The following is a 26,276-nucleotide window of genomic DNA, read 5'->3' as shown; positions in this document are numbered from 1 at the left end:
CCACCGGCTGTGCACACGCGCGACCGGCGTTTTCCACAGGTTTGCGTGACTTCTGCACACCCCGTGTGCATGACCGTCTGTACCCGCGTGCCGGGGCCCCGTATGGTCACCGGAAGGGAACACCAGAACCGAGGGGAAGTCGGTTCTGTCGGACCTCACACGTAGTTTCAAACCCAGCTGCCGATCACGTCGAGGAGTGCCGTGAGCGTTACCGATCTGTATGAGTCCGAACATCCATCGGACTCCGCGGGATCGGGCTACGTTCCGCCCCAGGACATGGCGGCCGAGCAGAGTGTTCTCGGCGCGATGCTGCTGTCGAAGAACGCGATCGACCCGGCCACCGACCTGCTCGAGAGCCGTGACTTCTACCGCCCCGCCCACGAGCTGATCTTCGACGTCATCTGCGACCTGTCCGGTCGCGGCGAGCCGGCCGACGCGATCACCGTCGCGGCCGAGCTGACCCGCCGGGGCGAGATCGCCCGCATCGGCGGCGCGGCCTACCTGCACGACCTGGTCCAGGGCGTGCCGATCGCCGCCAACGTCGACTACTACGCCGAAATCGTCCACGAGAAGGCCGTGCTGCGGCGCCTCGTCGAGGTCGGCCAGCAGGTCGCCCAGCTGGGCCAGTCCGGTACGGGCGAGATCCAGGACATCGTCGACCGCGCGCAGAAGGCGGTCCTGGACGTCGACGGCACCAAGTCCGGCGAGGACTACAACGTCCTGTCCGACCTGATGTCGTACACGATCGACGAGCTCGAGGAGCTCGAGACGCGTTCCGGCGAGGTGCACGGCGTGATGTCGGGCTTCCCCGACCTCGATCGCCTCACCACGGGCTTCAAGCCCGGCCAGATGATCGTCGTCGCGGCGCGACCCGGCGTCGGCAAGTCGACCCTCGGCCTGGACTTCGTCCGCAACGCCTCGATCCGCCAGGGACTCACCTCGGCCATCTTCAGCTTGGAAATGACCGGCTCGGAGATCGCCATGCGTCTGCTGTCCGCCGAGGCCAAGGTCGCCATCCACCACATGCGCGCCGGCTCGATGTCCAGCCGTGACTGGGACGCGATCGGCCGGGCGATGGCCACCGTGCAGGCCGCGCCGATCATCATCGACGACAGCCCGAACATGACGATGCCCGAGATCCGCTCGAAGGCCCGGCGCATCAAGAAGCAGCACGGCCTCGACTTCGTGGTGCTCGACTACCTGCAGCTGATGACCTCGGGCAAGAAGGTCGAGAACCGTCAGGTCGAGGTCTCGGAGTTCTCCCGCCAGATCAAGCTGCTGGCCAAGGAACTCGGCGTCCCCGTGGTCGCGATCAGCCAGTTGAACCGTGGCTCCGAGCAGCGCACCGACAAGACCCCGCAGATCTCCGACCTGCGTGAGTCCGGCTCGATCGAGCAAGACGCCGACATCGTCATGCTGCTGAACCGTCCCGACGCCCACGGAGCCGGCGAGTCCGAGCGCCCCGGCGAGGCCGACATCATCGTGGCCAAGAACCGTTCCGGCCCGGTCAACAAGGTCGCCGTGTCCTTCCAGGGCCACTACTCGCGCTTCACCCCGATGGCGCGCGAGCCCGAAGGCGCCGGCGGCGGCGCATCGGGTGCCGACTTCGCCTGATCCCTGTCGAGCTGCAGCGAACTTCATACAAACGAGGTTGGTTCATTAAAAGCACCGCTGACTGTTTCTCCTTCTGGAACGCTGGTGCATCTGTAGCGTGCGCTGGCCAAGAGGGGGGGCGTGGAGTGCGGTCCTACGTGGTCCCCGTTGCGGCGTTTTTCTTTGGCCGCCCGCCAATCATCCGCCGGTACCTCGCCGTGTCGAGTGTTTGGGTTTCGTTGCTCGTTGGAGGCATCGTCACCGCTCCGGCTTGGCCGTCGCCCTTGAGCGAGTTGGTTGTGACGGTGCTGCTTGTCGTGGGGTGCTCTCAATGCCCGTGCAGTTTCATGTCGTATCGGCGTTGGATTCCAGCCGTAGGCAGTGACGGGCGAACTGGAACCCCAGCAGCGTCAACGCGCACGCATAGCGCCCCTTCGAAGATTGCGCGCGGTCCAGATTGAGCGTGATCTGTGCAGAGTTGGCCGCTTGATCCCGTGCGAAGTTCATTGCTTCTAGACAGCCGCTGGGCAAGCGCTCGGATGTCCTAGAAAGCAAACCACGACGCCCTGATCGGTGTATGAACTGCGGGATGCCGTGCACGCCATCCGGGCAGTCTCGAGCGCGCCCGGCCGGCTTGGCGAGTGGGTCCATTTTGAGGATGCCGACCATCGCCCTGCCAGCGGACCGCGGTGCTGGTACTGCGGGTGCAACGACGACCAGGTGACCTTCAGCAGCATGCCTGGTGCGACGCCGTCGAGTGCGCCCGCTGCGGCGGTGTCCAAGGCTTTGCAATCGGTGACTGACTGGGGGACTCCTAGCCACGCGTCCGAGGCCTGTGAACCCCGGTTTCGTGAGAGCATCCCGCATGACGTCTTGGCTCGCCGTGTGGTCGCAAGCACTCCTGCTCGTGCTGGGTCTGCTGTTCCTAGCGGCGATCGCAGGGCTGGCGTGGGCGGGAGGCCTGATCCTGACCGACGTGGCCGCCAGCGGGTCGGCCGGCTACGGCTTGGCCTTCGGCGTCCTCGGCGGGACCGCCGCGCTCGTGGCCCTGGCAGCGCTGCTGGGGTTGTACCGCAAGATCCGCGATGCTCGCACGGCCGCAGATCTCGCGATGCTGGTGGCGGCGGCACGTGACTCGATCATCGCCGCGCTGATCCTGCTCGGCAGCGCCCTGTGGCTGTCCCAGGGCGGCAAGGACTTCGACCTGACGATCGTCTGGATCGGCACTGCGGCGGTCATCGTTCCTGCGACCGGCACCGCCGTCGTCGCGATCACCAGTCTTTGGAATCAGCGTGAGTCGGACGGAAGGTCCTGAGTCCCGCACGTCGCGGGGTGGCGCAGGTCAGTGACGCCGCCACGGGGCGAGCGACCGCTGGGAGTAGAGGGCGGCAGGTTCTGGGGCGCGCGGGCCTCGGCCAGCTCCGCCTGCAGCTCGGCGACCTTGTCCCGCAGGGCGGCCACCTGGTTCTCGAGGGCGATGACTCGCTTCACTGTCGCCACCCCAGCAGCCCGGCTGGCGCTAAAGGAACATTGGCTCACGCATCACAGGCAGCGCGCTCGCTGAGAGGGCGGGTCATTCGGTCAGCCTAAGCGCCTACATTGCACTCGAGCGGGGATCAGCGCGGTTTGTGCCGAGTTCGTCGCGAGCTCTTGTGCGATCTACGTTGCATTCCGACAGGAGGATCGATCTGTCGAGAGATGCAGCGAAGATTGCACACTCGAAGCGCATTTCCATGCGAGGCGACCCGTGCGTTTTCGAGGGCTGCGTTCCGAGTCGATGCTGTCGCTGCCCAGGTGGGGCGTGGCACAGTGCGCTTTTGTGACGTGCAGCCCGCGCCTGAGCACCGAGATCAGGCCTTGGTACTGCGCTACTACAACGACCTCGATGACCGCGCCATCGCCGACGCCATGGGCATCAAGGTCGGATCCGTCCGTTCGTTGGCGGCCCGGGCGCTCGAGGCGCTGCGAATTCAGAGATTGGGAAGGGCACGTCATGAATCGGTCACTCGAGGATGACCTGCGAGCGTTGTTCGCGGAAGACGCGGAACGTGCTGAGGGAGGTGGCGATGTCGCTGATCTCGCCCGGCGAGCCGGCGAAATCGGCCAGAGCAGGCTGCGAACACGAAGGCTGCAGCGGCGAACAGTCACTTTCGCCGTGGTAGCGAGTGCAGTCGCAGTCGCCGTCACGGGAACTTGGGCGATGCGCCTCGGGGATCAACAGCAAGTCCAGGTCCGTGACTCCGGTACGCCAGCCAGCGTGGCGCCACCGACGAAGGCAGGAGCGATTCCCGGCGATCTCCACGCGCGTTGCACCCTGCCGTACTCTCCCGCAAACGTGGCACGCGTCTCCCCAATGGCGTTTGACGGCAAAGTCGTCTCAATAGCGCCAGCGGAGAAGGCCGGCGGTGAAGACGACCATGTGTACGCCTTTGTGACATTTGCGGTTTCAGAGTGGTTCGCTGGTGGCCAAGGCGATACTGCAATCGTTGAAGTGCTCCGACCTGATCTCGACCTTGCTGAGACTGCGAAGTTGGAACCGTTTGCGGTCGGCGATCGTCTCCTGATCAGCGGAGGCCTTCCCGATGATGCTTCCAAAACGTCCGTTCCCGTCGCCGCAGGCTGCGACTTCTCACGCTTCTACGACGGCGCAACGGCGACGCTCTGGCGTGATGCCTTCCGCTAGACGGGACGCATCGTCAGCCCTCTAGTCAGATTCCGAAGATCGCATACTTCCCAAGATGAGAGCGTTCTGTGCCAAGTCGGCCGCTTGCGACTTCGCGCACTGGTTGATGACCGGGCCTTGATCGCAGATCGAGGTGAATGAGGGTGCGAGCTCGGCCCCAACTCACCTGGATCCGACTTCCGTGCACACCCTCTCGGCGTGCGCGGAAGGTGCGTCCCCATCCCAGACTGTGACCTTGACCACAATTCAAGGGCGTCATTAGTGTGCGAGCGTCCTGGAATCAGGTTCGCGACGGTCACTGACCGCCGCTCGGGGGAAGAGGCGCAATGACACTGAAGCGCAAGTTGTGGGCCATGGCCGGCGCCGCGGCAATGATGGCGGCGGGACTGCCCGGGGCAGCCGTCGCCGCCACTGCAGAGTCGACTTCGGCACCGGGTAAGCCCAAGGTCGCGGGGAAGGAGCCACTGCGTCCCATCGTCTTCGTCCACGGCTCCCAGGGCTCCGCGAACCAGTTCCAGACCCAGGGCAAGCGGTTCGCCGCCAACGGCTACCCGTCCACGTACATCGACGGCCTGGACTACGACTCCACCTTCGAGGTGCAGAAGTCCGCGGAGATCTTCGCCGAGCTCGACCGCAAGATCGACGCCCTGCTGAAGAAGACCGGGGCCGACAAGGTCGACCTGCTCGGCCACTCACTCGGTACCTACATGTCGCAGACGTACCTGAAGAGCGACCCGGCCCGCGCCAGGCGCGTCGCGCACTACGTGAACCTCGACGGCCTCCCGGCATCCGAGCTCCCGGGCGGCGTGAAGACGCTCGCCATCTGGGGCGAGGGGTCGCCCGACCGCACGGTCGTGGGCGCCAAGAACGTCCAGTTCCCCGGCCAGGGCCACACCGAGACGGTCACCTCGAAGGAGTCCTTCGCCGAGGCCTTCACGTTCTTCCGGGGCAAGGCGCCCCGGACCACGGACGTGCCGCTCCAGCTGGGACTCATCCAGCTCGCCGGACGCGCCGTGCAGTTCCCGAGCAACGTCGGTCTGACCGGCGCGAAGCTGGAGCTGTTCCGGGTGAACCCGAGGACTGGCCAGCGCATCGGCAAGGCCATCGGCACCCAGAAGCTCACCGGTGACGGCTCGTTCTCCTTCCTGGCGAACGGCATCTCGCACTACGAGTTCGCGATCACCCGGCCGAGTGGGCACGTGCACCACTTCTACAGCCAGCCCGCCCGTCGTACGGACCGTCTGATCCGCCTGCTCACGTCCGAGCCCGGCACCGGTCTCGACGCCGTCACGGACAAGAGCGACAACCACGTGAGCGTGACCGTCTCGCGGAACAAGGAGTGGTGGGGCGACCAGGGCGCCGGCAGCGACTCCCTGACCGTCAACGGCACCAACGTGCTCAACGCCTCCACGGCCCCGCGCACCAAGCGCATGCTCGGCATCTTCGCCTACGACGCGGGCAAGGACGGCGAGAGCAACCTGGTCCAGCTGCCGGCCTTCGCGGGCCTCCCGTTCATCGGTGGCACCGACCTCTTCATCCAGGCCGACCCGCAGGGCAAGGGCACCGTGAAGGTGGCCCAGAAACAGCGCAACGGCCGCGCCACGGAGACCCTCAACGTGCCGAACTGGCCGTCGAGCAAGCACCGGATCAGCATCGCGTTCAACGACTACCTGCGCCAGCGCTGGGCGGCCACGGGGTGCGCCTCAACAGCGAGACCTCCCTGCTGAGCACCGTGCGCGAGGCCGGGGCAGCTCGATCGTCCTCTCTGCCAAGCCGAATCTGAGATCATCGCAGAATGAGCCACAAGCTCGGGGCGCTCGGCTGGCCATTCGTCGCGGATGAACTGATCCTCCGCTCGGCCGAGCCGGCAGACTCCGCTCTTGCTGAGTTTCGTTGCAGCTCGATACCGACGCGACAGCTCTGCGACAGCGAGCAACTCTCCTGAAGGCACGGAGCCGGGATCGTCGTCGCTTACTGAACGCCGCGTCCTTGCGCCGCGTAGGCGACGTGGGCGGGTGTGATGCCGTGGGTCGAAACTCCCTGGACAGCACGCCCCGCACAGTCACTCATGCTTGACGTCCACCTCACAATCAGCCCGTGCGGGCAACGTCCGCAATCTCGATCAGAGCCTCACGGAGCGCTTCGCGGGCGGCGGAGTAGCGGCTGCGTGCGGTCGAGGGGTTGAGGCCCAGGAGTTCAGCGGCCTCGGCCAGGCTGAGTCCGTCCCAGTGCACCAGCATGATGAGCTCCCTGTGCGCCACCGCGAGGTCGCGTACTGCTGCTTGGACCGTCAGTGCCTCCGCGTGGTCTGGCTCGTTCACTTCCGTCAGGTGCTGTCGAATGCGATCCGCCAAGGCAGCCCGTCGCCGTGACGAACGCCGCTGGTTCGCCAACACGTGAGCGGCGATGGTGAACAGCCACATCCGGCGTCGCTCAGGCGCCTGCGGGAGTGAGTCGACTCGCCGCCAGGCCTGCAGCATCACCTCGGCCAGGAGGTCCGCCGCGTCCTCGCGCACCAGCACACGGCGCTCGAAGTAGGCCAGCAGGTCAGCCGAAGTCGCGTCCAGTGCCGCGCTCAGCGAGTCGGCGCTCACTCGGCGCACCCGGCCGAGCTGCCGACGCCGGAGTTGATCACGTGGGGATCCATCCCGAGACCCTCCAGGTGTGCCGTCAGGTCGCGCACGACCTTGCTGTAGACCGCGTGCATCTCGAGATCGTCGCCGACCAGGAGCGGCTGGGCCTCCTCGGGATCAGTCTCAGCGATGATGCGGCGCTGCGTGGCGTCGGTCTCCGCGATAGCGGCTTTTCGATCGATGGCGTCGAAGTCGTAGTCAGCCAGGTACTGGCGAGCTGCCTCAGCGACCTCCTCCTGCTCGGAGGCGCTGGGCCACGCCGTCCGCCCATCCATGATCGTCGCGGGCTCGCCGCTGGCAGCGTCCTCCGGACCCACCGGATGGACGGCGAACTCCATCTCGCACGAGTCGCCCGAGGACGTACTGGTGAACCACAGCGCGCCGTTGTTGATCACTGCGGCCGCGCCCACCGTACCCAGGCCGAGGACGCCGGCAGCGATGCCCGCGCCCACCGTCAGGCGCATGGGGCGACGCATGCGAGACCGAGGTCCGCTGGCGCGAGCCATGGCGCGCAGGTCTTCGTCGAGTTCTGGGCTTCGCGGCGTCACCGTCGGCGCCGAACGGGCAAGCAGGTCATCGAGGCCCATCGGGGTGCTCCTTCGTCTGGGTTACAACCCCTACATGTCCGGACCATCATGATCTGTCCACCGACCACACGAACATCAGCGCGAGCCTGCCGTCGCACTTGGCGCATCCGCGACTCCGCCACGAAGGTCGCACCAGGTCGCGTATCGGCGTGATCTGTACCGAGTCGGCCGCGCCGTCTCGTGCAATCTTCGTTGCATCTCGACACTGATCGAGGAACCCCGCTTCTCAGCGGTTGAGGACTTGGACTTCAGAGACCGGACGTTGGTATCACCAGGGTCCCGGCCCCGAGGTGATCGATGCCGCAGGCGGGGACGAGCAATAGCCGAGTTCAGGGCGTTTGTCATGAGATTCCGAAAAATAAGCATTGCCGACCCCTCGACCGTGCACCAGACTCCCGTTATGAGAGAGACGAACGTCGCGTGGCGCGCACGCAGATCCCGGACAGCACTAGGTGCATTCCTCGCCTTCACCCTCGCCGGCTCGGGGTTGCTCGCGACCACTGCGGGTACCGCTTCCGCAGCGCCTGCGCCGAAGCCGTACGTGCTGAAGGGGGGTGAGTCATCCCCGGTGTACAGCTATGCGGACGCGATCCGCGAGACGGTGTGGGTCATCGCGCCCGACTTCGACGGTGACGGTGAGAAGGACCGGATCGCGGTCGACATCGTTCGTCCGCGCGAGCTGGACGCCAAGCGGGTCAAGGTGCCGGTCGTGATGGATGCGAGCCCGTACTACACGAGCGTCGGACGCGGCAACGAGTCAGAGTTCAAGTCGTTCGACGCCGAGGGCAACCTCATCAAGTTCCCGCTGTTCTACGACAACTACTTCGTCCCGCGCGGCTACGCCTATGTGGCACCCGACATCGCAGGCACCTCGCGGTCGACCGGTTGTGTCGACACCGGCGGCAAGTCCGACGTCGGCTCGGCCAAGGCCGTCGTGCAGTGGCTCAACGGCAACGCCGAGGCGGTCGACGCCGACGGCAAGGCCGTCAAGGCCGGCTGGAGCAACGGCAAGACCGGCATGATCGGCAAGAGCTATGACGGCACCCTGGCCAACGGCGTCGCCGCCACCGGCGTGAAGGGACTGGAGACCATCGTGCCGATCAGCGCGATCAGCTCCTGGTATGACTACAGCCGTTCGCAGGGTCTTCCGTACAGCTGGAACTACTCCAGTGGCCTCGCCAGCCGCGTCGCCGGCAACCGCACGCAGCCCCAGGACTGCTCGGCGACGCTCGCGCGGATGGACGCCGAGGACGCCGACGAGACCGGTGAGCACAACGCGTTCTGGGACGAGCGCAACTATCGTGACTCCGCCAAGCTCAACGCCAAGAAGGTCAAGGCGAGCGTCTTCATCTATCACGGCCTGCAGGACACCAACGTCAAGACACGTCACTTCTCCCAGTGGTGGAAGGACCTGGGCAAGGCCGGGGTCACCCGCAAGCTGTGGTTGAGCCGGGTCGGGCACGTCGATCCGTTCGATGTCGACCGTGAGGAGTGGGTCCGCACGTTGCACCGGTGGTTCGATCACGAGCTGATGGACATCAAGAACTCGATCATGCTGGAGCCGCCGGTCAAGGTGGAGACCAAGCCCAACCGCTGGGTCAACTCCTACTCGTGGCCCACGCGGCTCACGACGACGACCCTGCGCCCTCAGGCCGACGGCTCTTTGGCCCGGTCGGTCGAGAGGACCAAGCAGAGCTGGGTGAACTCACCCAGCCAGCGTGAGAACGTCGCCGTCGCTGAGGGCGACAACCCCAACCGCCTCCTGTACGCGACCTCTCCGCTGCTCACCGACGCCCGGATGAGTGGCTCGATGGTGGCGAAGCTCCGGGTCACGTCCGAGGTGCCGACCGGGCAGGTGGGCGTGATGCTCGTCGACTACGGCGAGGGTGATCGCGTCCTTGCCACGGGCGACGGTGCGTCGACGACGACCACGGAGACCTGCGTCGGGCAATCGACCGCGAACGATGACGCGTGCTACTTCACGATGACCCGCAATGTGGGCACGACGCCGCTTCAGGTCCTGGGGCGCGGTTGGGCGCGGCTCGACGGCGCTGGGACGCACGATGTGACGGTGACGCTGGACCCCGACGACGCCGTCGTCGCCAAGGGTCACCGGCTCGGAGTCGTCGTGGTGGGCGCGGCCAACGGTCGCGTGCGCAACATCGACACGACATCGTCGACGTACACGCTCGATCTCGCGAAGTCGCAGTTCGTGCTGCCGGGCCTGGCCGTGCCGCACCCCACGTGGGCGTCGAACTGGAACTGGTTGCCGAAGCGCAGCGAGATCGTGCCCGGCACCCTGCCCGGCACCCGGGAGAACGTGCTTCCGGTGCTGATGGACACGCGTCGCTGAGGTGATCTCCAGGGGCGGGCACGGCTTCGGCCGTGCCCGCCCTCAACCTGAGCCGCGCGCATGGTTGCAAACGCCCGGGCCGGGTACCTCCCGGGCATGACTGACTCGAACATCGATCTCGAAGCCATCCAGACCGTCGTCGACCGCGTCACGTCCTGGCAGGACGGCGCCACCGAGGGCACGGTCGAGGAGGAGCTGCAGAAGGGCTTCTCCGAGGTGGGCATCGACGTGTCCGACGACCACGTCACCGCCCTCGCGGAGGCGATCCAGAGCCGGCACGGCACCGTCGACGCCGGTGACGTGCTCGGTCGCTGACCTCTGCGGACTACGAGGCCCTGAAGACCACCCCGGTGGCGCGCAGCCGTCGCTCGATCAGCGGCGCCAGCGACCGGGCGTAGGTGGCCGTCAGGTGCTGGTGGTCGCGGTACATGATCTGGCCCTTCGGCGTCACGACCCGGCAGACCCGCTTCGGGCAGTGCGCGGCGCGCAGGTTGATGCGGAACGCGGCGCGCGAGCCGTACTGCCGCCGAGCCAGCTTCACCGACGGCACGGACCAGTCGAACGTGATGACCTCCCGCTCGGGTGCCGCGCAGTTCCTCCACTGCCGTGGGGCTCGGTTCTTGCGCAGGCACTGGGTGGGCGAGGGGCCGGCGGACTTCCAGTTCGCCGCGCCCGCCAGCGCGATGACGGGGATCCGGCGCTTCAGTGCGACGCGCCACGACCTCACCGTGTCCGGACCGCGCTGGGCATACGTGCCCGCCATCGTCGAGGCGCGGTGGTGGGTGACGATCGCCCGCACGTTCCGCTGCTTGCGGATGTACCGCTCCACGTTCCTGCGCCAGGTCTGGCAGTCGTCGCGGATCCACTTCGCATCGTTCTTGACGACCCGTGAAGACCACCCGCAGCGTGAGCGGATGATCAGCGTGACGCGGATCTTCCCCTGGTCGGCCAGTCGCCGGAAGGCCGGCGACAGAGCCCGCATGTGTGAGTCGCCGATCACCAGCAGGCGCGGCCCCTTGCGCCCGTAGTGGCAGGTCAGGACCTTCGTCTGGCCCGGACGCGAGCCGTTGAAGCACGCCTTCGTCCCCCGCGCGACGTCCTTCTCGGCGGCCACGATGCTCGACAACCGTGGCTGGTCGGCGACGGCGGGCACGGCCGATCCCAGCAGCACGACCAGGGCGACGCCGGTCGCGCGACGGACGAGTCGGGCAGCAGGCATCGGCACCTCCGGGTCAGGACGGATGTGCCACCAAGATGCCGCCGGACGAACCGGTTGTCGAGACGCGGACGCCTCAAGATCGCGGCGACTCACACGACCGCGGCCACCACGGCCGTGCGCGCGACGATGGCGCTCAGCACGCCGATCAGGTGGGCGAGGATGGCCGTCCCGGGTTCGCGCGGCGGAGAGAAGACCACCCCGGTGGCACGGAGCTTCTTCTCGAACAGCGGCGCGAGGGACCGGGCGTAGGTGGCCGCCAGGTGCTGCTCGTCGCGGTACATGATCTGGCCCTGCGGCGTCACCGTCCGGCACACCCCGCCCGGGCAGTAGACGTCGCGCATGTCGATGCGGAACGCCGCGTTCGTCCCGTACTTCCGGCGGGCCAGATCGACCGCAGGGACGGTCCAGTCGAACGCCATCACCTCGCGCGCCGGTGCGGTGCAGTCTTTCCACTGCTGTGGCTCGGGGTTCTTGCGCAGGCAGTCCGGAGGGGTGGAGGGCCAGTGCGGCGCGCCGGACACGGCGATCACCGGGATCTTCCGCTCCAAGGCGCCGCGCCATGCCTTGACGGTGTCCGGGCCACGCTGCGCCTCGGTGCCCTCCATCCACCGGGCGCGATGGTTCGTGATGATCGCGCGCACGTCCTTCTGCTCGCGGACGTAGCGCTGGACCTGCTCCCGCCACACCTCACACTCGGTCGGCACCCAGGGCAGGTCGTGGTCGAGCCGGCGCGTCGTCCAGCCGCAGCGCGAGCGGGTGAGCAGGGTGACCCGGATCTTCCCCTCCTCGGCGAGTCGCCGGAACGCGGGCGACAGGGCCCGCATGTGCGAGTCGCCGATGAGCAGCAGACGCGGGCCGCGGTCCCCGTATTCGCAGGTCAGCAGCTCGGTCTCACCGGGATTGGCGCCGGGGAAGCACGCGTGCGTTCCGGGCGCGACGTCCCACTCGGCGGCCGTGATGCTCGACAGCTGCGGCTCGTCGGCTGCGGCGGGGGTCCCGGCGGGCGTCAGGGACGCCGCGAGAACCAGCAGGGCGAGGCCTGCCAGCGCGAGCACCTCGCAGATCGCTCGTACGGTCATCGTCCCCGCCCCGGTCCAGTCGCCACCACGGCTCTTCCGGACAGATTGACATGGGACGCCGCGCGTGGCGAGTGCTCCGCTCAGGCCCGCGCGAGCGATCGCCCGGCCGCGCGGCCGGAGAAGATGCAGCCGCCCAGGAACGTGCCCTCGAGGGCGTTGTAGCCGTGGACGCCACCGCCACCGAACCCGGCGACCTCGCCCGCGGCGTAGAGGCCCGGCACGGGCAGGCCGTCGGCACCGAGCACCTGCGATGCGAGGTTGGTCTGCAATCCGCCGAGCGTCTTGCGCGACAGGATGTTGAGGCGCACCGCGATGAGCGGACCGTGGGCCGGATCGAGGATCCGGTGCGGCTTCGCGACGCGCACGATCTTGTCCATCCGCGAGCGACGGGCGTTGTGGATCGCCATCACCTGGACGTCCTTGGTGAACGGGTTGTCGAACTCGCGGTCACGCGCCACGATCTGGCGTTCGAGGATCGTCGGGTCGAGCTGGGGCCCGCGCGCGATCTCGTTCATCCCCACGACGAGGTCGTCCAGGGACGGGGCCACGACGAAGTCGACGCCGTGCTGCTTGAACTTCTCGACCGGTCCGGGGGCGCCCTTGGCCAGCCGGCTCTTGATGAGGAACTTGATGTCGCGGCCGGTGAGGTCGGGGTTCTGCTCCGAGCCCGACAGGGCGAACTCCTTCTCGATGATCGACTGCGTCAGCACGAACCACGAGTAGTCGTGGCCGGTCGCCAGGATCTGCTTCATCGCACCGTTGGTGTCCGCGCCCGGGACCCCGGACATGCCGGTCAGTCGCTGGCCGTTCGCGTCGAACCACATCGACGAGGGGCCGGGAAGGATGCGGATGCCGTGGTCGGGCCAGATCGGATCCCAGTTGGTGACGCCCTCGGTGTACGCCCAGAGCCGGTCGCGGTTCACGATGCGGCCACCGGCGCGCTCGGTGATCTCGAGCATCCGCCCGTCGACGTGGGCGGGGACGCCGGAGATCAGGTGCTCCGGGGCCTCGCCGAGTCGCTCGGTCGGCCAGTTGGCGCGCATCAGCGCGTGGTTGTGGCCGATGCCGCCCGACGTGACGACGACCGCTCCGGCACGGTGCTCGAACTCGCCCACCACGGTGCGCGAGGACTTCACCCCGCGCTCGGACTCGTCCGGCTCCAGCACCGATCCGCGGATGCCGACCACGGCGCCCTTCTCGAGGATCAGGTCGTCGACCTGGTGGCGGAAGGCGAACTGGACGAGTCCGCCCGTCTCGGCCTTCAGCACCGGCTCGGCGAACGTGTCGACCAGGCGCGGCCCGGTGCCCCACGTCAGGTGGAACCGGGGCACGGAGTTGCCGTGTCCGGTGGCCGAGCCGCTGCCACGCTCGGCCCAGCCCACCATCGGCATGACCCGGTGGCCCAGTCGCCGCAGGTAGTCGCGCTTGCCGCCGGCAGCCCAGGTCACGTAGGCCTTGGCCCAGCGGCGGCCCCACACGTCCTCGTCCTGGAGGCGGTCGAAGCCGGCCGAGCCGAACCAGTCCTGCATCGCCAGCGCCGGGGAGTCCTTGATGCCGGTCCGGCGCTGCTCGGGACTGTCGACGAAGAACAGCCCGCCGAGGGACCAGAAGGCCTGCCCGCCGAGGTTGTTGCGGTTCTCCTGCTCGACCACGAGGACGCGCTTGCCGGCCTGTGCCAACTCGTGGGTGGCGACCAGTCCGGCCAGGCCGGCGCCGACGACGATGACATCAGGGGTGAACGACATGCGCACACGTTCTCCCACGCGAGAGCGAGACGCCAGTACGGTGAGCGCAGGTGACAAACCACTTTGTCACGACCTGAGGAGTCCCATGACGGACGTGAGCGCCCACCGCCGGGCCATCGCCGCCAGCCTGACCGAGGGCGAGGCCGCACTGGTCGACACCTTCCTGGTCACGATCGCCAGCGAGATCCCGGCGTACGAGTCCCTCGACGAGCGACAGCTGCAGGAGGTCCGCTCGATCATCGTGTGGACCCTGCGCCGCGTGCTGGAGCTGTGGGCCGAGGACGGGACGCTGACCGACGACGACATCGCGCTGTTCCGCGGGGTCGGGGCCGTCCGCGCCCGCGACGGCCGACCGCTCTCGGCAGTGCTGCGGGCGTACCGGGTCGCCGCGGGGGAGTTCCTCGACCAGATGGCGGATCGATTCCGTGGCGATCTGGCCGCCGAGGACGTGACCTCGCTCGTGCGGGTCTGGTTCGCCGTCCTCGATGCGCTGTCCGAGGCGATCTACGACGGGTACGAGGTCACCGGCCGGTCCCTGGGGGCCGACCGCGAGAGCTCGCTGCGGGCGCTGCTCACCGATCTGCTGCTGGGACGCCAGAGCCATGCCGCGTCGCTGGCCGCGCGACTGCGCGAGCTCGACGCGCAACTGCCGACCACGTTCGACCTCGTCGTCGTCGAGCCGTCGCGGGACGCCAGTGCCGAGAACGCGGCGATGCTGGTCGAGCAGGCGCTGGAGGAACACGACGACGCACCGTCGGTGGTGGCCTCGATCCACACGGTCCAGGACGGCGTCGGCGTCGTGCTCCTGCGGTCGGTCGACGCGCCGCGCCTGGCCGAGATCGTGACCGCACACGCCTTGCGCGCCGTCCGTCACGGCCGCGTGACGGCGCGGACGGCGCCCCGGGCCTACCGACTGGCCGCCCACGCGCTGCGCTCGGCGCCGGACCTGGCGTGGTCCCAGCGTGGCGTGCTCGACGACGGCGACCTGGAGGTGCTCGCGCTGGTCGCGGGACACGGCGACGCCGACCCCTCCCGTGCCGGTGACGCCGTGCTCGGGGCCCTGCCCGACGACCCCGAGGTGCTGACCACGCTGTGGGCCGTCCTCGAGGCCGGCGGAGCGGCGCCGGCGGCGTCCCGGTTGCACCTGCATCCCCAGACCGTGCGCTACCGGATGCGTCGTGTCGCGGCGCTCACCGGGCGCGATCCGCGGCTACCGTGGAATCGCTACGTCCTGCAGACCGCACTGCTGGCCGCACCACGCTGAGACCGGGGGGTCGCTGTGAAGCTCGACGTGAAGAAGCAGATCGCGACGTACAGGGCGCCCCGAGGCAGGTTCGAGATCGTCACCGTGCCTCCGCAGACCTTCCTCATGGTCGACGGGCACGGCGATCCCAACAGCGACCCGCGGTACGAGGAGGCCCTCGGGTCGCTGTATCCCGTGGCGTACGCGTTGAAGTTCCTGAGCAAGACCGAGCTGGACCTCGACTACGTCGTGCCGCCGCTCGAAGGGCTGTGGTGGTCGGACGACCCGGCAACGTTCACCAGCGCGCGCGACAAGTCCCGGTGGTCCTGGACGATGATGATCGTGGCGCCGGACTGGATCACCGACTACCACCTGGACCGGGCCTGCTCGAGCGTGGCGGCGAAGGGTGGCGCTCCGTTGCTCGACGAGGTGAGGCTCGAGTCGCTCGACGAGGGACGCTGCGTCCAGACCCTGCACGTCGGTCCGTACGACGCCGAGGGTCCCGTGCTGGCGGCCATGCACGACGAGTTCATCCCGGCGCACGGACTGCGGATGACCGGCCGCCACCACGAGATCTACCTCGGCGACCCGCGCCGGACCGCGCCCGAGCGCCTGCGGACGATCCTGCGCCAACCGGTCGAGGCGAACGAGCCCTGACCCTCACGGCGCCTCGAAGAACGCCAGCTCGTGGCGCATCGAGGCGTCGAACGCGGCGGCCATGGTGGTGCGTCGATCCGGTGGTGCCGCATCGGCGACGCGGTCGACGATGCTGCGTGCCGCCTCGGCCGCCTCGAGGAACGCCGGATCGGCATAGGTCCGCAGCCAGTCCCCGAACGGATGGCCCGGACGGCCCTGCGCTGCCAGCCGCCGGCCCAGGTCGGCGTAGAGCCAGTAACAGGGCAGCAGCGCGGCCACCAGGGCCTCGTGGCCGTCCCGTCGCGCCGTGGCGTGCAGGTGGTCGAGGTACGCGCGGGTCGCCGGCGCGGGCTCCGGCAACTCGGTGACCCACGTCCGGTGCAGTCGAGCTTCCTCCACGGCCGCGTCGCTGCCGTGTTCCCAGAAGGCCCGCTCCTCGGGCGTACCCGCCAGCTCGCCCGCGTGGGCCAGCAGCTCGGCGTACTCGGCCAGGTAGAGGGCGTCCTGGCCGAGGTACCAGGCGAATCGGTCGGGTTCGAGCGAGCCGTCCCCGAGGCGCCGCACGAACTCGCAGGCATCGACCCTCGCGCGGATCGGCTCGCTGTCGCGCCAGGCGCGTGCCGTCCACGAGTTGGTGCCCCTGAGGTGCGGCACGTGCTGGCGCAGCTGGTGGAAGTGGTCGATCGGGCCGTTGCCGCGACCGACCTCGAGCTCGGCTCCGTGCTCGATCGCCCCGGTCAGCCACTCCTTCGCCTGGCCGAGAGCGTCGAACCACGAGAGCCCGGACGCCGCCAAGGTCGCCATCGCCGACGACAGCGAGCATCCCGTGCCGTGGGTGGTCGTCGTGGTCACCCGGCGGCCCTCGACCGGCAGCACCGCGTCCGCGGTCACGACGGCATCGGCCGAGCTCGCCCCCTCGAGATGTCCGCCCTTCAGCAGCACGACCGTGTCGGCCGCGGTGGCGAGCGTTCGTGCCTGGGCGACCGCCCCGGCCCACGTCGTCGCCTCCGGGCCACCGACGAGGACGGCCAGCTCGGGCAGGTTCGGCGTCACGAGATCGACCCGCTCGCAGAGTCGTCGGATCGCGAGCTCGGCCTGCGCGTCGAGCAACCGGTCGCCGCTCGTGGCGACCATGACCGGATCGAGCACGACGATCGGCGGCCGAGCCCGCTCGAGCCAGGCCATGACCACCTCGATGAGGGGCGGCGAGTGCAGCATCCCCAGCTTGACCGCGTCGATCGTGACGTCGTCGGAGACGGCATCGAGCTGCTCGGTCAGGAAGGCCGGCGGTGGGACGTGGACCGACCTGACCCCTCGGGTGTTCTGGGCGACCAGGGCGGTCACCACCGCCATCCCGTACCCGCCGAACGCGGCGATCGTCTTGAGGTCGGCCTGGATCCCGGCGCCACCGGTCGGGTCGGTGCCGGCGATGCTCAGCACGCGCGGGGTCATCGGGCACCCGCGATCGCCGCGACGAAGCGCGCGGCGGTCTGTCCCGGGTCGGCGGCCTCCGAGACGGCGGACACGACGGCGACCCCCGCCGCTCCGGCGGCCATGACGCCGGGGACGTCCTCCAGTCGCACGCCACCGATCGCGATGCACGGCAACGCCGCCGCCCGGGCGAACGCTCCGAACCCCTCGACCCCGAGGACCGCCGGACCGTCGGGCTTGGAGGTCGTGGGACGGATCAGGCCGACTCCCAGGTAGTCGACCGTGCCCGGCGCCAGCGCGTGCGCGGCGCGCAGGTGATCGGGCGCGTGCGCGGTCCAGCCGACGGTCGCGTCCGGTCCCAGCAGGGCTCGGGCCGCGACCGGATCGAGGTCCTCCTGGCCGAGATGCACCCCGTCCACGCGGGCCCCGCCGTGCCGGGCGGCGAGCGCCACGTCCACCCGGTCGTTGACCAGGACCAGCGCGCGACCGGACACCACGGCACTGACGACGGCGACCGTCTCCGTGAGCTCTCGGGCGGTCGCGTGCTTGGCCCGAACCTGGACCACGGCCGTCCCGGCGGTCACAGCGGCGCCGACGACGGCCAGCAGCCGGTCGCGTGCCAGGCGCTCGTCGGTGACCAGGTGCAGCCCGGAGATCACGCGAGGCTCGAGACGCGGTCGCTCACGTCCTCGGGGCCGATCGCCGCGAGCGCGTCGAGGAAGGCGACGGCGAACGATCCCGGCCCGGCGCACCCGGCCGCGGCACGCTCGGCCGCCACCGCGTGCACGACGGAGGCGCTGACGGCCGCCGACAGCGGGTCGCACACGCCGAGGAAGGCGGCCATCGTGGCGCCGAGCGAGCAGCCGCCGCCGGTCACGAGCGTCAGCAACCGGTCGCCGCCGGCGATCCGAGCCACGCGGGTGCCGTCGGTGATGACGTCGACCTCGCCCGAGACCGCGACGACGGTGCCGTGCTCGCGCGCGATCTGTCCGGCCGCCTCCAGTGCGTCCTCGGACCCCGCGACGGAGTCGACGCCGCGCCCGCCGGTGCCGGCGCCCGCCAGGGCGATGATCTCCGAGGCGTTGCCGCGCACGATCGCCGGGCGGGCCCGGACCAGCTCGGCCGCCATGGCCGTGCGCACCGGCAGGGTCCCGATCGCAACCGGGTCCAGGACCCAGCGGTCGGTCGCCGCGACGGCGGCTCGGGCCGCGTCCTGCTGCTGGGCGTTCGGGGTGCCGAGGTTCACCAGCACGCCGTCGGCGACGCCCGCGAAGATCCCGGCCTCCTCGGGCAGGTCGACCATGGCGGGCGCCGCACCCAGGGCGAGCAGAGCGTTGGCGGTGAAGTTGGTGACGACGCTGTTGGTGATGCACTGCACCAGCGGGGTGGCGGCGCGCAGGCGCGTCAGCGCCTCGTCGGTGGGGACGGGAATGGACAGGACGGTCATGGGACATCCCTTCGCGAGTGCGAACTCGAGCAGGTTCGACGGGTCTGATCTCAGCCCGCTCGGTACGGGCACCCCGTGTCTGTCCACCACTGTAGATCCGTTCACAGGGTTCGCCTCTTACGGTTGAGACATGAACGTGACCCCGGACGACGTCAAGCTGGCGACCGAGCTGGTCGTCGAGGCGGCCGCCCTCGCCGCCCGGATCCGGGCCGAGGACGACCTGCAGACCCGCTCCAAGACCAGCGTCTCCGACATCGTGACCGCCGCCGACTACGCGGCCGAGGCGCGCATCGTCGAGCGTCTCGACCGCGAGCGTCCCGAGGACGGGCTGCTCGGCGAGGAGGGCACCGCCCGTGAGGGCACCTCCGGCCGCCGCTGGGTCATCGACCCGGTCGACGGCACGTACAACTTCGCCTCGGGCTTCGACTACTGGTGCTCGGCGATCGCCCTGGCCGACGGTGACCGGCCGCTGCTGGGCGCCGTCGCCCACCACGCGACCGGGACGGTCGTGGTCGGTGGACCCGGCGTGCCCACGACCATCAACGGCGAGCCGGTCACGCCCATCGAGGACGCCCCGGTGTCCCAGCTGGCCGTCGCCACCTACGCCCACCCGGCCTTCATCGTCGACCACCCCGGCTTCGCCGCCTGGCGCCGCGCCGCGGCGCTGCCGGCGACCATCCGGATGCTCGGATCGGGCTCGATGGACCTCGTCGGCGTGGCCACGGGCCGACTCGGCTGCTGGTTCCAGCACAGCACGCCCGACTGGGACTGGCTGCCCGGAATCGCGCTGGTCCTGGGGGCCGGCGGCGTCACCGAGCGCATCGAGGTCGACGGCCTGCTGTGGTCGGTCGCGGGCGCACCGACCGGGGTCGGCCAGATCGTCGACGCGCTGCGGGGAGAGGCCTCGTGAAGATCGTCGTCCTGACCGGTGCCGGGATCTCGGCCGAGAGCGGGTTGGCCACGTTCCGCGACGCCGACGGGCTCTGGGAGGGCCACCGGCCCGAGGACGTGGCCACGCCCGAGGCGTTCGGCTACGACCGGGCGCTCGTCCAGCGGTTCTACGATGAGCGCCGCGCCGCGCTCGAGCGCGTGCACCCGAACGCCGCCCACCACGCCCTGGTCGAACTGGAGAAGGAGTTCGGCGACGACCTGCTGCTGGTCACGCAGAACGTCGACGACCTGCACGAGCGCGCCGGCTCGCGCCGGCTGCTGCACATGCACGGCAGCCTGCGCCACGTCCGCTGCGAGGAGTGCGAGCACCGGTTCGAGTACGACGGCCCGCTCGAGCTCGAGCCCGAGTGCCCCGAGTGCGAGACCGCCGCGCTGCGGCCCGACATCGTGTGGTTCGGCGAGATGCCGCACGCCATGGACGAGATCCACGATGCACTGACCGAGGTCGAGGTCTTCGCCGCGATCGGCACCTCGGGCGTGGTCTACCCGGCCGCGGGCTTCGTCGACTACGCTCACGCCTCCGGCGCGCACACCTTCGAGCTCAACCTGGCCCCCTCGGGCGGAGGCTTCCACACGACCTTCGCCGGTCCCGCGACCGACGTCGTGCCGCGCTGGGTCGACCACCTGCTCGGGCGGGACTGACCCGAACGGCTACGCGCCGAGGGGCCCGCCGCCGGGCTCGGCCGCCTCGAGCACCTCGACCTCGTCGCCGATGCGGACCGTGACGCCGGCGACGTCGGGGATCAGGTTGACGCCGAACCACACGGCACCGGAGAACCGCCGGATGCGGGCCAGCGTGCGGATCGGCTCCTTGCCGCGCGCGACCTCGCCGGAGTCCTGCGGCTCGAGGGTGGTGATGACACAGCGCGCGCAGCCCTTGACGGCGCGGAACGTGGCGTCGCCGACGCGGATGCGCCGCCAGTCGTCCTCGGTCCAGGCGGCCTCGCCGTCGATCACGAGGTTGGGACGGAACCGGCTCATCGGCACGGGGTCGCCGCCGCCGGTCTCGATCGCGCGGTTGAGCGCCGCGAGGGACGTCTGCGTCGTGACCAGCAGCGGGTACCCGTCAGCCAGGCTGACCCGGTCCTCGGGCTCGGAGCGCGCGGGGTTGACGGCCCGTCGCGTCGGGTCGTCCAGGTGCACGAGGCGCACCTCGCGGCCCAGCGTCTCGGTCAGCCAGGCGGCGGCCGTGGTGGCCTCGGCGGCCGTGATGAGCGAGCTCCAGATCCGCACCGGGACCTGATGCGCCGGGTCGGGGTCGGGCACGTCGATCGCCGGGCGGCCGGGGACGCTGAGCCGGATCCCCGCCTCGGTCAGCCGGGCGTCGATGGCCAGGAGCCGGCGCTCCTCGCGGGCGGTGAGGAAGGTGCCCTCGGCGTCGACGACCATCCAGCGCCGGTCTCCGGCCAGTCCCCACGGGTCGACGGTCGCGGCGTCGAGGTCCTCGATCCGGCCGGACTTCAACGGGTGGCGGTGGAGGGACTTCAGCTGCACCGGCTCAGGGTAACGGCGATCTGGAACGATGACCGGCATGACCACCGTGACGGATGAGGCGCCGATGGGCGCCTCGGGGCGGCGGGCCGAGCGCGGCATCGCGCTGGTCGTCCCGGCGATGCGTGCGGTCGTGCTGCTCCAGATCCTGCTGAGCATCACGGCCGGCGCGCAACTGGCCGAGCACACGCAGGCCTATGTCGCCCTCGGCCTGCTCGTCTCGGCCGCCTCGGTCCTGCTGATCGTGCAGTGCCTGCTGACCGGCTCGGTGCGCCCCGGCTGGTGGCACGGGCCCGACATCGTGCTGGCGTGGGTGTCCGTCCCGGCGATGGTCCTGCTGCTGCCGTCCAGCCACGTGGTCGGCACGTGGGAGTCCTGGGCGTCGGGCTTCGCGATCAATGTGGGCGCACTGGCCTCGACCTGGCTGCGGCCCGCCCTCGCCGTGGCCCACGGCTTCGGCCTCGGCGCCTGGTACCTCGCCTGGATGGTCACGGTCGACTCGGCGTCGTGGGAGACGAACCTCAACAACGCGCTGACGATCCCGGGCTACGCGCTCGTCGTGGCGCTCACGGTCCACTACCTGCGCGCCCTCGCCGCCGACGCTGACCAGTCGCGCGAGGATGCCGTCGCGGCCACGCGCACCCTCGAGCTCGAGCGCTACCAGATGACGGTGCACGACGCCTCGAGCATTCTGCACCTGCTGTCCGACGAGGACACCCCGGCCGAGGTGCTGCCCGGCCTCCGGCGGCAGGCGCACCGTGAGGCGAACCGCCTGCGCAACTACCTCGCCGCCGAGCCGTCGCCCGAGCACGCGGAGGGCGCTCGCACCATCGCCACGATGCTGGCGGTGGCGCTGGAGGGGTTCGACGACCTGCCGCTCGAACTCGCCGTCGACCTCGGAGGTCACGCACAGCTGAGCGAACCGGTCTGGCACGCCATGAGCCGCGCCGTCGCGACGATTCTGCACAACGTGCGACTGCACGCGCGCGCCCACCAGGTCGTGGTCCACGCGGACTGTGACGACGACGGGTGGGAGATCGTGGTGTCCGACGACGGCGTCGGCTTCGACCAGGCCAATCAGCCGATGGGCTTCGGGCTGAACACCCAGGTCGGCCACGCGCTGCGCGAGGTGGGCGTCGACGCGCAGGTGCGGTCCGCGCCGGGCCGCGGCACGTCCGTGACGCTCGTCGGACCCGTCCACCGGCAGGAGGAGCCGTGACCGATCGCCCCCGCGTCGTCGTGATCGACGACAGCACCGTCATCCGTGGCGGCTTCGCGACCGTCCATCCCGAGGTCGAGGTCGTCGCCACGTACGCCAGCGTCGAGCAGTTCGAGGCGGCACCCGTCGAGTGCGACGTCGTCGTGCTCGACCTGTTGCTGCGCGGCCCGCAGGGCGCGGGCGCCGGGACGAAGCAGGGTCGCGCGGCGATCCGTGCCGTGCGCGCCCGGGGCCTGCCGGTGTGCCTCTACACCGACGAGCGACGCGCGATCGTCCTCGCGCTGTGCCTGCGTGCCGGCGCCCACGGCGTCGTGCACAAGTCCGACCAGCCGGCCGTCACCGTCCGCGCGATCGAGGACGTCCGGGCCGGGAACGTCGTCGTGACCCAGTCCCTCGTCGGGCTGACCGAGCTGTTGGACCGCCGCGGTGTCCCCCTCGAGCTGAGCCCGCGCCAGCGCCAGGTCATCTCGCGCCGCGCCCGCGGACGGCACTGGGCCGACATCGCCGGCGAGCTCTACATCACCGAGGACACGGCGCGCGAGCACTACCGGGCGGCCTGCGCCAAGCTGCGCGAGTACCTGCGGCACACCAGCCCGGGCGACATCGAGCGGGCTGTCGGGCTGGCGCCCGGCGATGTCCTCGACGAGGCGTGACCCCCCGTTTCCGGGGGTGTTGGCCGAGACGGGACCTGTGCGAAAGTGGCGTGGCACCTTGCGGGGTGCACCAGCGGTCCGGCCGACTCGGGCGCGAAGGCGACGGTGGACCGTCGCCGATCGGGCCGCTGGATCTCGGGGGGAGTCGACGGCCGGGACGCGTTATCGCGTCCCGGCCGTCTCCTTTGGACGGCCGTAGGTCCACGACCCGCACGGACGGCGATGGACGCGGCTCACCGGACCAGCAGGCGGTCGATGTTCTCGAAGGCCTGGCGGGCGTACCCGCGCCACATCCGGGAGAAGACCGGCATCGCCAGCGTGCCCGGGCGCCCGGCCGGACGCACCGTCCAGGTCCAGGCGATGCGGACGCCGGTGCCGGCCGGCTCGAAGCTCCAGGCGCCGTCGAGCGAGGAGACCAGCGGCTTCATCGGGCCCGTGATCCCCGAGATCCGGTAGGTGAATCGGTCCGGGCGCTCGACCGCGGTCAGCTCCTCGCGCATGGTTCCACCGTCGGCCAGCCGGATCGTCCGGGTCTGGCCCGGTGTGGCCCACGGCCCGGCCTGGTCGAGAACCGCGCTGATCGGCGGGATCGCGGCATAGCGCCGGGAGAACAATGCCGGCAGCTCCAGCGCCAGGAGCCGGTCGAAGGCGTCGTCCACGGTCAGGGGATAGGTGCGGTCGTAGCGGAGCACCACGTCGTCGGTCATGCCCTGACGGTAGGCCGCAGGCGCCTACGATGACCAGCGATGGATCTCCAGGAGCTCGCCGGCCTCGTGACCGCCCGTCGCGCGGCCGCCGGCCGCCCGATCGTGGTCGGCATCTCCGGGTACGGCGGCTCGGGAAAGTCGACGCTGGCCCGAGAGCTCGTCGAGGCGCTCCCGGACGCCGTGCGGATGCGGGGCGACGACTTCCTCGACCCCGTGCGCGTCCACGAGCGATCCGCGGACTGGGACGGCGTGGAGCGCGACCGTCTCGCGACCGAGGTGCTGCGGCCGTTCCGCGAGGGGGTACCCGGCGAGTTCCGTCGCTTCGACTGGGACCTGGGCCGCTTCCGTGATCCGGAGCCCGTTCCGCGGGCCGACGTCCTGGTCGTCGACCTGATCGGCCTGTTCCATCCCGAGACCCTGCCGCTGCTGGACCTCACGGTCTGGTGCGAGGTCGACCTCGACACCGCGGTGCAGCGTGGCATGTTGCGTGACCGGCGCGCCGGTCACGACCACGACCGCGTCTGGACCGACGTCTGGGCGGCGAACGAGCGGGACTTCGAGAGCGCCTTCGGGCCACGCGAGGTCGCCGACGTCCGGTTCCCGACCGGCTGAGCCCGACCGGCGGCGCCATGCGGGGGCCACTGGCCCCACCTAGCGTGGAGGGCATGAGCCCCACCGACGTGCGCACCGACCGCCGACTCGGCTGGGTCCTGCTCGCCGCCGCCGTCCTGCAGGCCGCGGCGCCGATCGTGCAGAGCCTGTCCGACGTCTCCCAACCCTCCGACGGCAGCGAGGACCTGCTGATCACGCCCGCCGGCTGGGCCTTCTCGATCTGGAGCCTGATCTACCTGCTGGCGATCGTGCACGCCGCGGTCACCGTGTGGCGCGGCGACGGGACCGGCAGCATCCGGTTCGTGGTCGACCTCGTCGCGCTCTACGTCGGCGCTGCGGTGTGGATCGCCGTGTCCGCCGCCGGCATCAGCTGGGCGACGTTCCTGGTGCTCGTGGTGATGACCGGTTTCGCCATCGACGCCGCTCGCATCGCCGCCCAGGCACGACCCAGCGACCCGGCCTGGATCGGCCATCTCGCGCGGGCCACCAGCGGCATCTACGCCGGCTGGGTCACCGTGGCGGTCTTCCTCAACTTCGCCACCGGGGTCGTCGAGCTGGACCTCGTCTCGCCCGAGCGCGAGAGCTGGCAGATCGCGGTGCTGGCCGGCGCGGCGATCTTCGCCCTCGGCGTCAACGTCCTGATGCCGCGCAGCCCGGGCTACGCCGCCGCGACGATCTGGGCGCAGATCGGCGTCATCGCGGCCGTGGCCGGCGAGTCGACGTGGGCCCTGGGTGTGGCGATCGCGGCGATCGTGCTGCTGCTCGCGCAGACCGCGTGGCAGTGGCGTCGCGTGGTCACCGACTGAGGGCCCGAGCGCCCGCGCCGAGGCGCGTGGTGTTGGAGACTGGAGGCGTGTTCGACCTCACCGACGACGCCCTGCGCGACCGCGACAACATGAAGTGGACGACGACGCCACCGGGCGTGATCCCGGCGTGGGTCGCCGACATGGATGTCGAGGTTCCCGAGGTCGTGACCCGTGCGGTCCACGACCGCCTCGCGCGCGGCGACGTCGGGTACCCGGACTTCGACGCGCCCGACCCGCTCGTCGGCGCGTTCGAGCGACGCATGGCCGACCGCTTCGACTGGACGCCCGCTCCCGGTCGCGGGCGGCTCTTCACCGACGTCATCCAGGCGTTCCAGGTGATGCTGGACCTGCTCACGCAGGCCGGGGAGGGGATCGCCCTGCACGTCCCCAGCTACCCGGTCTTCCTGAACTCGATCGCCGAGTCCGGACGCCGGGTGGTGCCCCTGCCGTTCGGTGCCACGAGCGACGAGCTCGTCGAGCAGTGGCGGCGCGAGCAGGTCTCGCTCGTCGTGGTCGTCAATCCGCACAACCCGCTCGGCCGGATGCTCAGCGAGGACGAGCTGCGGCCGATCGCCGATGCCGCGACCGCGCTGGACCTGGTCGTCCTGGCCGACGAGATCCACGCCGACCTCGCCCTGGACGGCCGCCGTCACGTGCCGTTCGCCTCGCTGGGACGTGACGTCGAGGACCGCACGGTCACCGTGACCTCGGCCTCCAAGGCGTTCAACCTCGCCGGACTGCACTGCGCGGTGGCGCACCTGGGCGCGGCCCGGGTGCGCGAGCCGCTCGCGGCACTGCCGTTCGCCTACCTCGGCGGGGTCAGCACGCTCTCGCGGGCCGCCGCCGTGGCCGCCTGGACCGAGGGCGACGCCTGGCTGACGGAGCTGCTCGGCGTGCTGCGGCGCAATCGGTTCACCATCACCGACTGGGCCGCCCAGGTCGGCGTGGACGTGCAGCCGGCCGAGGCCACCTATCTCGCGTGGCTGGACTTCGCCGGCACGCCGATCGCCGCCGATCCCGCCGGCCTGCTGCTGGAGCGCGGCGGGGTGAGGCTCGCGCCCGGCCCCGAGTTCACGGCGCACACCGATCTGGAGTCCGGCACGTTCGCGCGGCTGAACTTCGGCACGAGCCCCGAGCGGCTCGAGCGGATCCTCGAGCGGATCACGGCGACGCTGGCCTGAGCGGCAT

The 26,276-nt window shown here is 70.1% G+C and carries 30 protein-coding genes and 1 riboswitch; of the genes, 17 read left to right on the top strand and 13 right to left on the bottom strand.

Annotation, left to right across the window (positions count from 1 at the left end):
* The first annotated feature begins 276 nt into the window (after positions 1-276).
* Positions 277-1,614 carry a replicative DNA helicase gene (gene dnaB, locus H9L21_RS15085; RefSeq protein WP_154597315.1) on the top strand — a complete coding sequence of 446 codons (1,338 nt, stop codon included), beginning with the start codon at positions 277-279 and terminating at the stop codon, positions 1,612-1,614.
* A 324-nt stretch (positions 1,615-1,938) separates the two neighbouring features.
* On the opposite strand, the gene H9L21_RS15080 is transcribed toward dnaB, so the two are convergent.
* Entirely contained in the window at positions 1,939-2,262 is a 324-nt protein-coding gene (locus H9L21_RS15080) for a hypothetical protein (protein WP_154597316.1), read from the bottom strand.
* 196 nt (positions 2,263-2,458) lie between these two features.
* Here H9L21_RS15080 and H9L21_RS15075 point away from each other — a divergent pair, with 196 nt between their 5' ends.
* On the top strand, positions 2,459-2,908 hold the full coding sequence (locus H9L21_RS15075; protein WP_154597317.1) for a hypothetical protein: 450 nt from the start codon (positions 2,459-2,461) through the stop codon (positions 2,906-2,908).
* Here H9L21_RS15075 and H9L21_RS15070 read toward each other — a convergent pair.
* Positions 2,881-3,084: a MerR family transcriptional regulator gene (locus H9L21_RS15070; protein WP_154597318.1), complete on the bottom strand. Its 204-nt coding sequence runs from the start codon at positions 3,082-3,084 to the stop codon at positions 2,881-2,883. The two genes, H9L21_RS15075 and H9L21_RS15070, sit on opposite strands and share 28 nt — an antisense overlap.
* 207 nt (positions 3,085-3,291) lie before the next feature.
* On the opposite strand from H9L21_RS15070, the gene H9L21_RS15065 reads away from it, so the two are divergent.
* On the top strand, positions 3,292-3,609 hold the full coding sequence (locus tag H9L21_RS15065; RefSeq protein ID WP_154597319.1) for an RNA polymerase sigma factor: 318 nt from the start codon (positions 3,292-3,294) through the stop codon (positions 3,607-3,609).
* Here the strand turns inward: H9L21_RS15065 and H9L21_RS15060 are convergent.
* Positions 3,596-3,895: a hypothetical protein gene (locus H9L21_RS15060; protein ID WP_154597320.1), complete on the bottom strand. Its 300-nt coding sequence runs from the start codon at positions 3,893-3,895 to the stop codon at positions 3,596-3,598. The two genes, H9L21_RS15065 and H9L21_RS15060, sit on opposite strands and share 14 nt — an antisense overlap.
* 33 nt (positions 3,896-3,928) lie before the next feature.
* On the opposite strand from H9L21_RS15060, the gene H9L21_RS15055 reads away from it, so the two are divergent.
* From H9L21_RS15055 to H9L21_RS15045, 3 genes are all read left to right on the top strand, one after another.
* Positions 3,929-4,276 (top strand): hypothetical protein, encoded by a 348-nt coding sequence (locus tag H9L21_RS15055; RefSeq protein WP_154597321.1) that lies wholly within the window; start codon positions 3,929-3,931, stop codon positions 4,274-4,276.
* A gap of 326 nt (positions 4,277-4,602) precedes the next feature.
* The gene (locus H9L21_RS15050; RefSeq protein ID WP_222865802.1) at positions 4,603-6,003 is read left to right on the top strand and encodes an alpha/beta fold hydrolase; all 1,401 of its coding nucleotides are present in this window, start codon (positions 4,603-4,605) and stop codon (positions 6,001-6,003) included.
* A gap of 68 nt (positions 6,004-6,071) precedes the next feature.
* The gene (locus H9L21_RS15045) at positions 6,072-6,221 is read left to right on the top strand and encodes a hypothetical protein (protein ID WP_154597322.1); all 150 of its coding nucleotides are present in this window, start codon (positions 6,072-6,074) and stop codon (positions 6,219-6,221) included.
* Between the two features lie 145 nt (positions 6,222-6,366).
* Here H9L21_RS15045 and H9L21_RS15040 read toward each other — a convergent pair whose 3' ends face one another.
* Together H9L21_RS15040 and H9L21_RS15035 are read right to left on the bottom strand one after the other, a co-directional pair.
* On the bottom strand, positions 6,367-6,870 hold the full coding sequence (locus tag H9L21_RS15040) for an RNA polymerase sigma factor (RefSeq protein ID WP_255467094.1): 504 nt from the start codon (positions 6,868-6,870) through the stop codon (positions 6,367-6,369).
* Positions 6,867-7,385 (bottom strand): hypothetical protein, encoded by a 519-nt coding sequence (locus H9L21_RS15035; RefSeq protein WP_154597323.1) that lies wholly within the window; start codon positions 7,383-7,385, stop codon positions 6,867-6,869. Before H9L21_RS15035 ends, H9L21_RS15040 begins: the two co-directional genes overlap by 4 nt.
* 679 nt (positions 7,386-8,064) lie before the next feature.
* Between H9L21_RS15035 and H9L21_RS15030 the strand changes: the two genes are divergently transcribed.
* Both H9L21_RS15030 and H9L21_RS15025 read left to right on the top strand, forming a co-directional pair.
* Positions 8,065-9,849, top strand: coding sequence for a CocE/NonD family hydrolase (locus tag H9L21_RS15030; protein ID WP_187411618.1), 1,785 nt, complete (start codon positions 8,065-8,067; stop codon positions 9,847-9,849).
* A gap of 96 nt (positions 9,850-9,945) precedes the next feature.
* A complete protein-coding gene (locus H9L21_RS15025; RefSeq protein WP_154597325.1) occupies positions 9,946-10,164 on the top strand; it encodes a hypothetical protein in 219 nt (72 codons plus the stop codon).
* A gap of 10 nt (positions 10,165-10,174) precedes the next feature.
* Here H9L21_RS15025 and H9L21_RS15020 read toward each other — a convergent pair whose 3' ends face one another.
* The 3 genes from H9L21_RS15020 to H9L21_RS15010 form a co-directional block, all read right to left on the bottom strand.
* Positions 10,175-11,068 carry an SGNH hydrolase domain-containing protein gene (locus tag H9L21_RS15020; RefSeq protein ID WP_154597326.1) on the bottom strand — a complete coding sequence of 298 codons (894 nt, stop codon included), beginning with the start codon at positions 11,066-11,068 and terminating at the stop codon, positions 10,175-10,177.
* 89 nt (positions 11,069-11,157) lie between these two features.
* Positions 11,158-12,147 carry an SGNH hydrolase domain-containing protein gene (locus tag H9L21_RS15015; RefSeq protein ID WP_154597327.1) on the bottom strand — a complete coding sequence of 330 codons (990 nt, stop codon included), beginning with the start codon at positions 12,145-12,147 and terminating at the stop codon, positions 11,158-11,160.
* Positions 12,148-12,227: 80 nt separating this feature from the next.
* On the bottom strand, positions 12,228-13,892 hold the full coding sequence (locus H9L21_RS15010; protein WP_154597328.1) for an FAD-binding dehydrogenase: 1,665 nt from the start codon (positions 13,890-13,892) through the stop codon (positions 12,228-12,230).
* 85 nt (positions 13,893-13,977) lie between these two features.
* Between H9L21_RS15010 and H9L21_RS15005 the strand changes: the two genes are divergently transcribed.
* Positions 13,978-15,156 (top strand): PucR family transcriptional regulator, encoded by a 1,179-nt coding sequence (locus H9L21_RS15005; RefSeq protein ID WP_154597329.1) that lies wholly within the window; start codon positions 13,978-13,980, stop codon positions 15,154-15,156.
* 15 nt (positions 15,157-15,171) lie between these two features.
* The gene (locus H9L21_RS15000) at positions 15,172-15,792 is read left to right on the top strand and encodes a GyrI-like domain-containing protein (RefSeq protein ID WP_187411617.1); all 621 of its coding nucleotides are present in this window, start codon (positions 15,172-15,174) and stop codon (positions 15,790-15,792) included.
* 3 nt (positions 15,793-15,795) lie between these two features.
* Here the strand turns inward: H9L21_RS15000 and H9L21_RS14995 are convergent, their stop codons facing one another.
* The 3 genes from H9L21_RS14995 to thiM all read right to left on the bottom strand — a co-directional run bounded on the left by H9L21_RS14995 (position 15,796) and on the right by thiM (position 18,649).
* On the bottom strand, positions 15,796-17,223 hold the full coding sequence (locus H9L21_RS14995; RefSeq protein WP_154597330.1) for a bifunctional hydroxymethylpyrimidine kinase/phosphomethylpyrimidine kinase: 1,428 nt from the start codon (positions 17,221-17,223) through the stop codon (positions 15,796-15,798).
* Positions 17,220-17,861: a thiamine phosphate synthase gene (gene thiE / locus H9L21_RS14990; protein ID WP_187411616.1), complete on the bottom strand. Its 642-nt coding sequence runs from the start codon at positions 17,859-17,861 to the stop codon at positions 17,220-17,222. Before thiE ends, H9L21_RS14995 begins: the two co-directional genes overlap by 4 nt.
* A complete protein-coding gene (gene thiM, locus H9L21_RS14985; protein ID WP_154597331.1) occupies positions 17,858-18,649 on the bottom strand; it encodes a hydroxyethylthiazole kinase in 792 nt (263 codons plus the stop codon). Before thiM ends, thiE begins: the two co-directional genes overlap by 4 nt.
* Positions 18,639-18,735: riboswitch (TPP riboswitch) on the bottom strand. It overlaps the preceding gene by 11 nt.
* A gap of 44 nt (positions 18,736-18,779) precedes the next feature.
* Here thiM and H9L21_RS14980 point away from each other — a divergent pair.
* Complete coding sequence (locus H9L21_RS14980) at positions 18,780-19,559, top strand: inositol monophosphatase family protein (RefSeq protein ID WP_187411615.1); 780 nt, start codon at positions 18,780-18,782, stop codon at positions 19,557-19,559.
* Positions 19,556-20,242, top strand: coding sequence for an NAD-dependent deacylase (locus H9L21_RS14975; protein ID WP_187411614.1), 687 nt, complete (start codon positions 19,556-19,558; stop codon positions 20,240-20,242). Before H9L21_RS14980 ends, H9L21_RS14975 begins: the two co-directional genes overlap by 4 nt.
* Before the next feature lie 9 nt (positions 20,243-20,251).
* Here the strand turns inward: H9L21_RS14975 and H9L21_RS14970 are convergent, their stop codons facing one another.
* On the bottom strand, positions 20,252-21,094 hold the full coding sequence (locus H9L21_RS14970; protein ID WP_255467092.1) for an MOSC domain-containing protein: 843 nt from the start codon (positions 21,092-21,094) through the stop codon (positions 20,252-20,254).
* Between the two features lie 37 nt (positions 21,095-21,131).
* On the opposite strand from H9L21_RS14970, the gene H9L21_RS14965 reads away from it, so the two are divergent.
* The gene (locus tag H9L21_RS14965) at positions 21,132-22,310 is read left to right on the top strand and encodes a sensor histidine kinase (RefSeq protein ID WP_154597334.1); all 1,179 of its coding nucleotides are present in this window, start codon (positions 21,132-21,134) and stop codon (positions 22,308-22,310) included.
* Complete coding sequence (locus H9L21_RS14960; RefSeq protein WP_154597335.1) at positions 22,307-22,963, top strand: helix-turn-helix domain-containing protein; 657 nt, start codon at positions 22,307-22,309, stop codon at positions 22,961-22,963. Before H9L21_RS14965 ends, H9L21_RS14960 begins: the two co-directional genes overlap by 4 nt.
* A gap of 233 nt (positions 22,964-23,196) precedes the next feature.
* On the opposite strand, the gene H9L21_RS14955 is transcribed toward H9L21_RS14960, so the two are convergent.
* Positions 23,197-23,670 (bottom strand): SRPBCC family protein, encoded by a 474-nt coding sequence (locus H9L21_RS14955; RefSeq protein ID WP_154597336.1) that lies wholly within the window; start codon positions 23,668-23,670, stop codon positions 23,197-23,199.
* A gap of 39 nt (positions 23,671-23,709) precedes the next feature.
* Here H9L21_RS14955 and H9L21_RS14950 point away from each other — a divergent pair, with 39 nt between their 5' ends.
* The 3 genes from H9L21_RS14950 to H9L21_RS14940 are packed head-to-tail and all read left to right on the top strand — an operon-like array spanning position 23,710 to position 26,269.
* A complete protein-coding gene (locus tag H9L21_RS14950; protein WP_154597337.1) occupies positions 23,710-24,282 on the top strand; it encodes a uridine kinase family protein in 573 nt (190 codons plus the stop codon).
* A 53-nt stretch (positions 24,283-24,335) separates the two neighbouring features.
* Positions 24,336-25,088, top strand: coding sequence for a TspO-related membrane protein (locus H9L21_RS14945; protein ID WP_154597338.1), 753 nt, complete (start codon positions 24,336-24,338; stop codon positions 25,086-25,088).
* A gap of 47 nt (positions 25,089-25,135) precedes the next feature.
* Entirely contained in the window at positions 25,136-26,269 is a 1,134-nt protein-coding gene (locus tag H9L21_RS14940; protein ID WP_154597339.1) for a MalY/PatB family protein, read from the top strand.
* Positions 26,270-26,276 lie beyond the last annotated feature (7 nt).

Source organism: Aeromicrobium senzhongii (genome assembly GCF_014334735.1).
GTDB classification, from domain to species: domain Bacteria; phylum Actinomycetota; class Actinomycetes; order Propionibacteriales; family Nocardioidaceae; genus Aeromicrobium; species Aeromicrobium senzhongii.
The sequence above is the reverse complement of the archived record's forward strand: the minus strand, read 5'-3'. Positions and strand labels throughout refer to the sequence as shown.